Genomic DNA, 11,396 nt, shown 5'->3' on the forward strand with positions numbered 1-11,396 from the left:
GCCGGTGGCGCCGCCGCGGATGGCCACACCGCCGGTGGCCGCCGCGCCGGCACCGCGCCCGGCACCGGCACCGGCGCCCGCCCCGGCCGGTGGCAGCGACGACTGGGAATCCTTCTAGCCGCCCGGCCATCAAGTTCGGCCCACCGCGGCCGATCTGCTGGAAAGACGGGTGTCCAGTGGTCGAACAGCCGCCGCACTGGCGGCAACACCGGTCAGGAGCGCACCATGCAACAGACAACATTCCGCTGGTCGGCCCGGCTGACCGCCGCCACCCTGGCCCTGGTGGCCAGCGCGGCGTGGGCGGAGGCACCGCCGCCGGAGGTGGCCCGCAGCCTGCTCGACGGCGCGCTGGCCGAGATCCGCGCGCAAGGGCTGGAGAAGGCCGTCAAGGGCTTCAACGCCGGCGGCAAGTGGAAGCAGGAGCGCGCCTACCTGGTGGCCGTGCAGATGGACGGCACGGTGCTGGCCAATTCGGCCAACGGCAAGCTGCCGGGCAACAACATGCTGGAGGCGCGCGACGCCAACGGCCGCCCGTTCGTCAAGCAGGCGATCCAGGTGGCCCGCACCAGCGGCAGCGGCCAGGTCGATCTGCGCTGGGGCCACCCGGCCACCCGCCGGCTGAGCGATGCCACGATGTTCGTGCGCCGCGTGCCCGACCAGGAGGTGTACCTGGGCACGCTGGTCTTCAAGTGACCACCCCCGGCCGCCGCGGCGGCCCTTGCTAAGCTCCTGACCGACGCCGGCCCTGCGCCGGCGTCGTCACATGGGCAGGGCAGCGGGAGGCAGCGGATGCGGGTGGTGGTGATCGGCGGCGGCGCGGTGGGCGCAGCGGTGGCGTTGTTCCTGCGGCAACGCGGTGGCGCGGCGGTGGAGGTGCTGGTGGTCGAGGCCGACCCGACGCTGGCCAGATCGTCGTCGGCGCTGTCGGCCGGCTCGGTGCGGCAGCAGTTCAGCAATGCGGTGAATGTGCAGATGTCGCGCTTCGGCCACCAAGTCATCACCGAGGCCGATGCCTGGCTGGGCGTGGACGGCGCACCGGTGCCCGTGGGTTGGGTGCCCGGCGCCTACCTGTTCTGTGCCGGCGCCGCCGGCGTGCCGGTGCTGCAGCACAACCATGCGGTGCAGCGCCAGGCCGGCGCCGACGTGGCCCTGCTGCGGCGCGATGCGCTGGCCGCGCGCTTCCCCTGGCTGCACACCGATGACATCGCGCTGGCCAGCCTGGGCCAGTCGGGCGAGGGCTGGCTGGACGGCGAGGCCTGGGCCCGCGCGCTGGGCGCCAAGGCGCGGGCGCTGGGCGCCCAATGGCGGCATGACCGGGTGACCGGCCTGCACCTGCAGGCCGGCCGGCTGGTGGCGGCCCGGCTGGCCAGCGGCGAGGTGCTGGCGGCCGATGCCTTCGTCAACGCCGCCGGGCCCTGGGCCGGCGCGGTGGGTGCGCTGGCCGGCCTGCCGGTGCCGGTGCATGCCCGCCGGCGCACCGTGTTCATGATGACCTGCCCGACGCCGCTGCCGCCCACGCCGCTGGTGGTGGACAGCTCGGGCTGCTGGTTCCGCAGCGAGGGCCGCGGCTTCATCGGCGGCTGGTCACCCGGCGACGGCGATGCCGATCCCGACGACCTGCCGCTGGACCAGCCCGACCTGGCGCAGTTCGAGGACCGGCTGTGGCCGGCCATGGCCCACCGGGTGCCGGCCTTCGAGGCGCTGCGGGTGCAGCAGGCCTGGGCCGGCTACTACGAGGTGCACCCGCTGGACCACAACGCGCTGATCGGCGCGCATCCGCACTGCGCCAATTTCTGGCTGTGCAACGGCTTCTCGGGCCATGGCCTGCAGCATGCGCCGGCGGCCGGCCGCGGCCTGGCCGAACTGCTGCTCACCGGCGGCTTCGAGACGCTGGACCTGTCGGCCTTCAGCCCGCAGCGGGTGCTGACCGGTCAGGCCTTCGTCGAGCAGGCGATCATCTGACGGGTCAGCCGGGCAGACGCAGGGCCGCGCCCAGGTCGTCGAGCGACTGGCCCTGCTGGGCCAGCAGCTTCTCCAGCGCGGGCAGCAGCGGGCCCAGGCGCTCGTCCAGCGCATCGCGCACGGTGTCCACCACCACCTGGGTGCTGCGCTCGATCTCGATGTTCAGCACATCGCCCACCTGCTTGTGGCCGAAGGTGGTCATGCGCAGCGTCTCGGGGATCAGCCAGACCTCGAACCAGCGCTCCTGGCGGTTGGCCTCGGCCACGGTGAGGCTGGCGCCGTTGACCGCGATGTAGCCCTTGGCGAAGACATAGCGCATGTGGCTGGCCGGCACGCCGATGCGCAGCACATGGTTGTTCTCGGGCTGGCGGATGGACAGCAGCGTGCCCAGGCAATCGACATGGCCGCTGAGCGGGTGGCCGCCGATCTCGGCGCCATCCTTGGCAGCGCGCTCCACGTTCAGCGGGCTGCCGGTGGCCAGCGCGCCCAGGGTGGTGAGGCCCAGGCTCTGCTGCATCACGTCGAAGCAGGCGCGGCCGGGACCGGGCAGCTGGGTGACGGTGAGGCAGACGCCGTCGCAGGCCACGCTGGCGCCGATCTCCAGACCGCTGTCGAAGCCCGGCGGAAAGGCCAGCTCGAAGCTGCGCAACCCGGGGCGGTCGGTCAGGGAAGCGACGGTGGCCAGGCCTTGCACGATGCCGGTGAACATGGCGGAACGGCGCCCAGCGGCGCAGGGTTGCAGACAGGCGCCGAGGTTACCAGCGCACCCGCTGCCCCGCCGGCCACCAAGGTCGCCGCCAGGGTCAGCGGGCGACCGCGTCGCCGCCTTGCAGCCGGAAGGCCGACACCGCCTGCACCAGCTGCGCCGACTGCTCGCGCAGGCTCTCGGCAGCGGCGGCGCTCTGCTCGACCAGCGCCGCGTTCTGCTGCGTGGCATGGTCCATCTCGGCCACGCTGGCGCCGATCTGCGCCACGCCCTGGCTCTGCTCGCCGCTGGCGGCGCTGATCTCGGCGATCACATCGGAAGCGCGCCGGATCGAGGCGACGACCTCGTCCATCTTGTCGCGCGCCCGGCCCACCATCTGGCTGCCCAGCTCCACCTGCTCCACGCTGGTCTGGATCAGCTGCTTGATCTCGCGGGCGGCACTGGCCGAGCGGCCGGCCAGGGTGCGCACCTCGGAGGCGACCACGGCGAAGCCGCGGCCCTGCTCACCGGCGCGCGCGGCCTCCACCGCGGCATTCAGTGCCAGGATGTTGGTCTGGAAGGCGATGCCGTCGACGACACCGATGATGTCGGCGATCTTGCGGCTGCTGTCGTGGATGCCGTGCATCGTCTGCACCACCTCGGCCACCACGCCACCGCCGTCGGCAGCCACCGTGGAGGCCGCCTGGGCCAGCTGGCTGGCCTGGCGGGCGCTGTCGGCGGTGTGCTTCACGGTGGTGCCCAGCTCGTCCATGGCTGCCGCGGTCTGCTGCACGGCGGCCGCCTGGCGCTCGGTGCGCTGGCTCAGGTCGAGGTTGCCCTTGGCGATCTCGCCGCTGGCCATCGCCACCGACTCCGACCCCTGGCGCACGCCGCGCACCAGGCCGGTGAGCCCGTCGCGCATGCTGCGCAACGCATGCAGCATGCTGCGGTCGTCACCGGCGCGCAGCTGCACGTCGACCGACAGGTCCCCGCCGGCAATGCGGCGTGCCACATCGGCCGCGTCGGCGGGCTCACCGCCGATCTGCCGCAGCAGGCTGCGCGAGACAGCCAGGCCCAGCACCAGCAGCACGCCCATCAGCACCAGCGATTGCAGGCCGGTGCTGATGGCTGCCGACAGCACGGCGGCGTCGACGCTGTCGACATAGACCCCCGAGCCCACGATCCAGCCCCAGGGCGCGAAGCCCTTGACGTAGGACAGCTTCTCCACCGGCTGCTCGCTGCCCGGCTTGGGCCACAGGTAGGAGACGAAGCCGCCGCCGCTGGCACGCACGGTGTCGACGAAGGCCACGAACAACGCCTTGCCCGACGGGTCCTTGGACTGCGTCAGGTCCTTGCCTTCGAGCTCGGGCTTGATCGGGTGCATGACCATGCGCGGGTGCATGTCGTTGATGAAGAAGTACTCGTCGCCGCTGTAGCGCAGCGCCTTGATCGCGGCCTTGGCGCGGGCCTGCGCCTCGTCCATCGGGTAGAGGCCGCGGGTGGCCGCCGCATGGTGGTGCACCAGGATCTCGTGGGCGATCTCGACGGTCTGGCGGACCGCGTTCTGGCGCTCTCCCAGCACGGTCCGCCATTCGGACACCAGGGTCAGCGTGGCAATCAGCACGATGCCCAGCAGCGCGCTGGCAATGACCAGCGCCAGCCGGGTTTGGACTCGGAGGCGATCGAGAAAATCCATGGAGAGTTGTCCAGGTTGGTTGGTGTGGCCCGATACCGCAGCATTGACGTCGGGTATTTCGGTCCGAACGTTCCAGACTGGAGCATCCCTGCCGGCAGTGCGTGACGGAGTACCGACGCGCCAGCGCAACCGCGCCGGCACAACCGGCGCGCATGCACAGGGGCCACGGTGCGCGCAAGCCCCAGGGTGGCGGCAGCCCGGGCTGAGGCAGCATGGCTGCATGCAACACACCTCGCCTGCACCGGACTGGCTCCGCGGCTTCAGCCTGGCCGCCGCGCCGCCGGCCTTCATCGACGACCCCTACCCATTCCATGCCGCGCTGCGCACGCACAGCCCGGTGCATCCGCTGGCGCCAGGCCAGTGGCTGCTGACGCGCCATGCCGACGTGGCCGCGGTCTACCGTGCGCCGCAGGCCCGGTCGGACAAGCGGCGGGAGTTCGCGCCCAAGTTCGGCGCGGGCACGCCGCTGTTCGAGCACCACACCACCAGCCTGGTGTTCAACGACGCGCCGCTGCACACCCGGGTGCGCCGGCTGCTGCTGGGGGCGCTGAACCAGCGTGCCATCACCCGCATGGAGGCCGGCGTGGCCAAACTGGTGGAGCGCCTGCTCGACCAGCTGGCCGACCAGCCCGCGCCCGACCTGATCGCCCACTTTGCTGCCGAGATCCCGGTGGAGGTGATCGGCAACCTGCTGGATGTGCCGGCGGCCGACCGGGCGCCGCTGCGGGCCTGGTCACTGGCCATCCTGTCGGCGCTGGAGCCGGCGCCCTCGGCCGAGGTGCTGGCCCGCGGCCATGCCGCGGTGACCGACTTCTGCGACCAGCTGCGCAGCCTGGTGGCCCACCGCCGCGCCCACCCGGGCGATCCGCAGGCCGATGTGTTGACGCGGCTGATCCAGGGCGAGACCGACGGTGAGCGGCTGACCGAAGCCGAGCTGCTGCACAACTGCATCTTCCTGCTCAACGCCGGCCACGAGACCACCACCAACCTGATCGGCAACGGCGTGCATGCGCTGCTGACGCAGCGCGTGGCCTGGGCGCAACTGGTGGCCGAGCCGGCGCTGATCCACACCGCCGTGGAGGAGCTGCTGCGCTTCGAGAGTCCGCTGCAGCTGAACAACCGGCAGCTGGACGGGCCGCTGGAGCTGGGCAGCCAGCTGCTGCCGGCCGGCGACTTCCTGACCCTGGGCGTGGGCGCGGCCAACCACGACCCGACCGTCTTCCACGAGCCCGGCGTGCTGGACCTGGCCCGCAAGCCCAACCACCACCTGGCCTTCGGCCATGGTGCCCATGCCTGCGCAGGAATGAACGTGGCCCGCCTGGAGGCCCGCATCGCATTGGGCGCCCTGGCCCAACGCTACCCGCGCTTGGATCTGGCTGGGCCGCCAGTGCGCGACCGCCGCGTGCGTTTCCGCGGCTTTTCTGCGCTGCCGATCACGCTGGATGGTGGGTGACTGCTGGGGGCTCGTTGCGATCGCTTGGTTTGAGCGATCGCGCCGGTTCGGGTGGGCCTGTTTTGCTCCATGTCCCCCGTCCTACACGCCGCAAGCGGCGCATAGGACTCCTCCCCTACTTCCGCAAAACAGGCCCACCCGCCCCGACGCTCAACCACCACCGAGGTGTGCGCCGCATGCGGTGACCGTGGCTGGACGAGGGCGTCGGGTGCCTGGCCGACGTAGGTAAAGAAGGGAGGGCCGAAGGCCCGGAATGACACGGAGTCGGCCAGGTACACGACGCCCTCGGCCTCGCGCCGAAGATGGCAAGTCGGCAACTTCCGCTACGAGCCCGCAGCGACCCGCCGTCACTCCGCCTTGGCGCCCGAGTCCTTCACCACCTTCGCCCACTTGACCATCTCGGCGGCCTGGTACTTGGCCAGCTCCTCCGGCGTGGAGATCCAGGGCTCCAGGCCCAGGGACTTCATCTTCTCCACCACGTCGGGCAGCTTGAAGACGCGCTGCATCTCGGTGTTGATCTTGGCCACCACGTCCTTGGGCGTACCGGCCGGGGCGAACACCGCGAACCAGGTGGTGGCCTCGAAACCGGGCACCGTCTCGGCGACGGTGGGCACATCGGGCGCGGCAGCCGAGCGCTTGGCCGTGGTCTGCGCCACCGCACGGATCTTGCCTTCCTTGGCCATCGGCAGGGCCGAGGGCATGTTGTCGAACATCAGCTGGATCTGGCCGCCCACCAGATCAGGGATGGCGAACTGCCGGCCCTTGTAGGGCACATGCTGCATGCTGGTGCCGGTCAGGCTCTTGAACAGCTCACCCGACACATGCACCGAGCTGCCGATGCCCGGCGAGCCGAAGCTCAGCTTGTTCGGGTTGGCCTTCAGGTAGGCGATCAGCTCGGCCACCGTCTTCACCGGCAGGTCGTTGTTGACCACCAGCAGGTTGGGCGCGCTGGCCACATGCGCCACCGGGGTGAAGTCCTTCACCATGTCGTAGGGCATCTTGCTGTACAGCGCGCCGTTGATCGAGTGCGTGCCCACCGTGCCCATCACCAGCGTGTGGCCGTCGGGCGGGCTCTTGGCCACCTTGTCGGCACCGATGTTGCCGCCCGCACCGGGCACGTTGTCGATGACCACCGGCTGGCCCAGCTGGGCCTTGTCGGCGAACAGCCGCGACAGGATGTCGGGCGCACCACCGGCCGGGAAGGTGACGACCAGGCGGATCGGCTTGTTGGGGAAGGCCTGGGCCAGCGCCGAGGTGGTGGTGGCTGCGCACAGCAGCAGGGCGGCGGCCAGCCGCAGCGGGTGGAAGTGCATCGTGTCTCCTGGTTGTCGTGGTGCGGCAGCGCCGCGGCGCGCAGGATACGGGAAGCCGCCCGGCCCTGCGGGCGCAGGCTTACCCGACGTTGCGCCCCTGCCCCGCCCAGAACGGCGCGCGCAGCACCTTCTTGTCGATCTTGCCCACCGCGGTGCGCGGCAGGTCGGCCACGAACTGCACCTGCTTGGGCGCGTAGACCTTGCCCTTGCGGTCGCGCACCATGTCGGTCAGCACCTCGGCCGGCACCTGCTGGCCGGGTTTGCAGACCACCATCGCGGTCACCGCCTCGCCCCACTTGGCATCGGGCACGCCGATCACCGCCACCATCGCCACCGCGGGGTGGCTGCTGATCACGTCCTCCACGTCACGCGGGTAGACGTTGAAGCCGCCGCTGACGATCATGTCCTTCTTGCGGTCGACGATGTAGAGGTAGCCGCGGTCATCGGCCCGCGCCATGTCGCCGGTGTGCAGCCAGCCGTTCTTCAGCGTGGCGGCGGTCAGTTCGGGCTGGTTGAGGTAGCCCTCCATCACCTGCCGGCTGCGCACGCACAGCTCGCCCACGCCGCCGGGCGCCACCGGCTGGTCGTCGTCATCGAGCAGCACCACGTGGCTGCCACTGGTGGGCAGGCCGCAGCTGCTGAACAGATCCGGTTGGGCCACGTCATGGTCGCTGCGCTTCAAGAAGCTGACCGGGTAGCCCTCGGTCTGGCCATAGAGCTGCGCGAAGACCGGGCCGATGCGTTCCAGGCCCTCGACCAGCCGGGTGGGCGACATCGGGCTGGCGCCGTACAGCAGGGTGTGCAGGCTGCTGAGATCGGTGCGGTCCAGCTCGGGGTGGTCGAGCAGGGTGTAGATCATCGTCGGCACCAGCAGTGTGAGGTTGATGCGCTCGGTGGCGATCAGCTCCAGCACCCGGCCGGGGTGGAAGCCCGACAGCAGGCGCATGGTGCCGCCGCGCATCAGCGTGGGCTGCACCACCGTGCCGGCCACATGGGTCATCGGCGCGGCGGCCAGGTAGTGCGGCGTCTCGGGCAGGTCGAAGTCGCTCAGCTTCTCGACCACCATCGCGGCGATGCCGGCCTGGGTGCGCGCCGCGCCCTTGCTGCGGCCGGTGGTGCCGCCGGTGTAGTTGACGACCGCCAGGCCGTCGGGCCGCGACAGGTCGCGCATCGTCGCGTGGCCGATGCGGTCGATCGCCGTGGCCAGGCTGGTGCCGAAGTCCGCGTCGGCCAAGGTGTAGACCTGCTGCAGGCCCGGGTGCCGCGCGGCCAGCGCCTGCGCCCGTTCGCCGAAGCCCTTGGCATCGCAGATGAGCACGGTGGCGCTGAAGTCCTGCAGCTGGAACAGGTGGTCGTCCAGGCTGCCCAGCTGGTGCAGCGCGGTGGTCACCATGCCACTGGCCACCGCGGCCTGGCCAGCACACCAGGCTTCCACCTGGTTGGCTGCCAGGATGGCCACCCGCGTGCCCGGGCCCAGGCCGGCGGCGGCAAAGACCGCCTGCATGCGGCCGATGGTCTCGGCCGTCGCGCGGTAGCTGAGCTCCCCCGCATCCCAGCGGAAGGCAGTGCGCCCGGGGTGGCGCTGCAGCGCACGCAGCAGCAGGGCGCTGGCGGTGGGGCCGGCCTGGTAGGGATGCATCGTGGACCTCTCCGCCGCTTCAGGCGATGGCTTTGTGAAACTCCTGCTCGACCTGGGCGACCAGCGCCTCCACGGTCTGCACCTGCTGCACGCCGCTGACGCTGTGGCCGGCGCTCCAGATGTCGCGCCAGCGGCGCGGCCCTTCGCTGGCGTTGCCGTGGCTGCTGCCGCCGAACATCTGCGCTGCCGAGTTGGGCGTCACCGTCTCGTCCAGCGTGGCCGGGTCCAGCCCGGCGCGCTGGATGGACGGCACCAGCATGCTGGTGGGCAGGCCGGTGAAGGCGCGGGTGAGCAGCACGTCGTCGATGCTGGCCTCGACCAGCATGCCGCGGTAGGCGTCGGGCGCCAGGCTCTCGCGGGTGGCGATGAAGCGGGTGCCCATGTAGCCCAGGTCGCAGCCCAACACCTGGGCAGCGCGCAGCGCCACGCCGTCGCTGATGCCGCCGGCCAGCACGATGGGGCCGTCGTATTCCTGCCGCAGCGCGCGGACGAAGGCCATGCCGTTGAGCCAGCCGGTCTGACCGCCGGCGCCTGCGCTCAGCAGCACCAGGCCGTCGGCACCGGCGGCAATCGCCTTGCGGGCATGGGCCAGCGTGGCCACATCGGCCAGCACCAGGCAGCCGATGGCATGCAGCGCCGGCACCGCCGCGGCCGGCGAGCCCACGCTGGTGATCACCAGCTCGACCTGGTGGCGCACCAGGCAGGCCAGGTCATCGGCCATGCGGGGCGAGCGCATGATGAGATTCGGGCAGAACGGCGCAGCTTCTTCCGGCGCGGCGAACAGCCGGGCGCGGATCTCGGTCAGCCACTGGTCCAGCTGCTCGGGCGTGCGGGCGTTGGCAGTGGGAAAGGCGCCGATCACGCCGTTGCGGCAGGCGGCCACCACCAGATCGACGCCCGAGACGTTGAGCATGGGCGCGGCGATCAGCGGCAGGCGCAGCCGGCGGGTGATGTGGTCAGGCAGGCGGTGTGTCATGCGCACTCAATTGACGTTGCGGGTCTTGCCCGCCCAGAACGGCGCGCGCAGGTCCACCTTCAGCACCTTGCCGGCGGCCGACAGCGGCAGCGCCTCACGGAACTCGACACTGCGCGGGCACTTGTAGCCGGCGATCAGCGTGCGGCAATGCGCCTGCAGTTCGGCCTCGGTCAGCGTGGCGCCGGGGCGCAGCACCACCACCGCATGCACCCGCTCGCCCCAGCGCTCGTCGGGCACGCCGATCACCGCCGCCATGCTGACCTGCGGCAGCTGGGTGATCGCGTTCTCGACCTCGGCGGAGTACACGTTCTCGCCGCCGCTGACGATCATGTCCTTGATGCGATCGACGACATAGAAAAAGCCGTCGGCATCCATGCGGCCACCGTCGCCGGTGTGCATCCAGCCGCCGCGCAGCGCCTCGGCGCTGAGTGCGGGCTGGCCCCAGTAGCCCTGCATCACCAGCGGGCCGCGCACCACGATCTCGCCCACCGTGCCCGGCGGCACCGGGTTGTCGTCGGCATCGACGATGCGCACCTCGGCGATCGGCACCGCGCGGCCCACCGAGCGCAGCCGCTCCGGAGGCTGCCCTTGCGCATGGCACCAGGCTGGCAGCGCGCTGACCACCGGCGCCAGCTCGGTCATGCCGTAGAGCTGACAGAAGCCGGCCGCGGGCAGCGCCTGCCGCGCGCGGTTCAGCAGCGCCTCGTCGATGGGCGAGGCGCCGTACAGCACGCACTGCAGGCTGCTGGTGTCGAACTCGGCGAAGCGCGGATGCTCGACCAGGCGCTTGAGCATGGTGGGCACCAGGAAGGTCTCGGTGCCGCGCTCCTCGGCAATCGCCTGCAGCACCGGCAGCTCGTCGAAGCCGGGCAGCACCACCTGGCGCGCCAGCCGCTGCACGATCTGCAGCACCAGGGCCATGCCGCCGACATGGAACATCGGCGCGCAGTGGATGCCCACGCTGTCGATGGGCCGCGGCGCCGCCTGGTTGGCGCTGAGCGCATTGATGACCAGGCTGGCATGGCTGTGCATCACGCCCTTGGGCCGGCCGGTGGTGCCGCCGGTGTAGAGCACCGCGGCCAGGTCCTGGCCACCGCGCAGGGCATCAGGCACCGGCATGGCGGCATCCACCAGCGCGGGCCCATCGATGAAGCCATCCGGCGCCGGGCCATCGCCCCAGTGCACCAGTTGCTGCAGGCTGCGGCTGCGGTCCTTCAGGCCGCCGACGACGCCATGGAAGTGGGCATCGACCAGCAGGATGCGGGTGTCGCAATCATCCAGCGAGTAGGCGATCTCGGCCGCGCTCCAGCGCATGTTGACCGGGTTGACCACGCCGCCGGCCCACCACACCGCGTGGAAGAAGACGACGTAGTGGTCGCTGTTCATGCCCAGCATGCCGACCCGGTCGCCGGGCTGCAGCCCCAGCTGCTGCAGCACCGCGGCCAGGCGTGCCACGCGGTCGGCGAACTGGCCCCAGGTCCAGCGGCGGCCGGCACAGGCCAGGGCCTCGGCCTGCGGGCATTCGACCAGTGCCTTGTGCAGTGGCTGGGTGAGGTTCATCGGAAGGGGTGCCAGCTGCGTGCGACGGACTTGGTTGGCGTGGATCGTAGGCAGCCGCTGCAAGCCGCCTCAATCGTCGCTTCGGACGATGTTGGCGGGCTCGGGTACACCC

9 protein-coding genes are annotated in these 11,396 nt (G+C 71.2%); 3 read left to right on the top strand and 6 right to left on the bottom strand.

Annotated features, from left to right (window positions below):
• Positions 1–225: 225 nt before the first annotated feature.
• Together FFT10_RS14165 and FFT10_RS14170 are read left to right on the top strand one after the other, a co-directional pair.
• On the top strand, positions 226–693 hold the full coding sequence (locus tag FFT10_RS14165; RefSeq protein ID WP_137733499.1) for a cache domain-containing protein: 468 nt from the start codon (positions 226–228) through the stop codon (positions 691–693).
• Between the two features lie 96 nt (positions 694–789).
• On the top strand, positions 790–1,962 hold the full coding sequence (locus tag FFT10_RS14170) for an NAD(P)/FAD-dependent oxidoreductase (protein ID WP_137733500.1): 1,173 nt from the start codon (positions 790–792) through the stop codon (positions 1,960–1,962).
• Between the two features lie 4 nt (positions 1,963–1,966).
• Here FFT10_RS14170 and FFT10_RS14175 read toward each other — a convergent pair whose 3' ends face one another.
• Positions 1,967–2,671 (bottom strand): riboflavin synthase subunit alpha, encoded by a 705-nt coding sequence (locus FFT10_RS14175; RefSeq protein WP_137733501.1) that lies wholly within the window; start codon positions 2,669–2,671, stop codon positions 1,967–1,969.
• A gap of 94 nt (positions 2,672–2,765) precedes the next feature.
• Positions 2,766–4,343 carry a methyl-accepting chemotaxis protein gene (locus tag FFT10_RS28750; protein WP_137733502.1) on the bottom strand — a complete coding sequence of 526 codons (1,578 nt, stop codon included), beginning with the start codon at positions 4,341–4,343 and terminating at the stop codon, positions 2,766–2,768.
• Between the two features lie 220 nt (positions 4,344–4,563).
• On the opposite strand from FFT10_RS28750, the gene FFT10_RS14185 reads away from it, so the two are divergent.
• Entirely contained in the window at positions 4,564–5,796 is a 1,233-nt protein-coding gene (locus FFT10_RS14185; protein WP_137733503.1) for a cytochrome P450, read from the top strand.
• 347 nt (positions 5,797–6,143) lie between these two features.
• Here the strand turns inward: FFT10_RS14185 and FFT10_RS14190 are convergent, their stop codons facing one another.
• The 4 genes from FFT10_RS14190 to FFT10_RS14205 all read right to left on the bottom strand — a co-directional run bounded on the left by FFT10_RS14190 (position 6,144) and on the right by FFT10_RS14205 (position 11,284).
• The gene (locus FFT10_RS14190; protein WP_137733504.1) at positions 6,144–7,109 is read right to left on the bottom strand and encodes a Bug family tripartite tricarboxylate transporter substrate binding protein; all 966 of its coding nucleotides are present in this window, start codon (positions 7,107–7,109) and stop codon (positions 6,144–6,146) included.
• Between the two features lie 79 nt (positions 7,110–7,188).
• A complete protein-coding gene (locus FFT10_RS14195) occupies positions 7,189–8,748 on the bottom strand; it encodes an AMP-binding protein (protein ID WP_137733505.1) in 1,560 nt (519 codons plus the stop codon).
• A 19-nt stretch (positions 8,749–8,767) separates the two neighbouring features.
• Positions 8,768–9,724, bottom strand: coding sequence for an NAD(P)H-dependent flavin oxidoreductase (locus FFT10_RS14200; RefSeq protein ID WP_137733506.1), 957 nt, complete (start codon positions 9,722–9,724; stop codon positions 8,768–8,770).
• A 6-nt stretch (positions 9,725–9,730) separates the two neighbouring features.
• Positions 9,731–11,284, bottom strand: coding sequence for an acyl-CoA synthetase (locus FFT10_RS14205; protein ID WP_137733507.1), 1,554 nt, complete (start codon positions 11,282–11,284; stop codon positions 9,731–9,733).
• Positions 11,285–11,396 lie beyond the last annotated feature (112 nt).

This window comes from Pseudaquabacterium pictum, assembly GCF_005403045.1.
In the GTDB taxonomy this organism is placed as follows: Bacteria; Pseudomonadota; Gammaproteobacteria; order Burkholderiales; family Burkholderiaceae_C; genus Pseudaquabacterium; species Pseudaquabacterium pictum.

Excerpts from the sequence above, each read along its gene's own strand:
- FFT10_RS14165 (WP_137733499.1), top strand. The coding sequence starts at position 226 with ATGCAACAGACAACATTCCGCTGGTCGGCCCGGCTGACCGCCGCCACC.
- FFT10_RS14170 (WP_137733500.1), top strand. The coding sequence starts at position 790 with ATGCGGGTGGTGGTGATCGGCGGCGGCGCGGTGGGCGCAGCGGTGGCG.
- FFT10_RS14175 (WP_137733501.1), bottom strand. The coding sequence starts at position 2,671 with ATGTTCACCGGCATCGTGCAAGGCCTGGCCACCGTCGCTTCCCTGACC.
- FFT10_RS28750 (WP_137733502.1), bottom strand. The coding sequence starts at position 4,343 with ATGGATTTTCTCGATCGCCTCCGAGTCCAAACCCGGCTGGCGCTGGTC.
- FFT10_RS14185 (WP_137733503.1), top strand. The coding sequence starts at position 4,564 with ATGCAACACACCTCGCCTGCACCGGACTGGCTCCGCGGCTTCAGCCTG.
- FFT10_RS14190 (WP_137733504.1), bottom strand. The coding sequence starts at position 7,109 with ATGCACTTCCACCCGCTGCGGCTGGCCGCCGCCCTGCTGCTGTGCGCA.
- FFT10_RS14195 (WP_137733505.1), bottom strand. The coding sequence starts at position 8,748 with ATGCATCCCTACCAGGCCGGCCCCACCGCCAGCGCCCTGCTGCTGCGT.
- FFT10_RS14200 (WP_137733506.1), bottom strand. The coding sequence starts at position 9,724 with ATGACACACCGCCTGCCTGACCACATCACCCGCCGGCTGCGCCTGCCG.
- FFT10_RS14205 (WP_137733507.1), bottom strand. The coding sequence starts at position 11,284 with ATGAACCTCACCCAGCCACTGCACAAGGCACTGGTCGAATGCCCGCAG.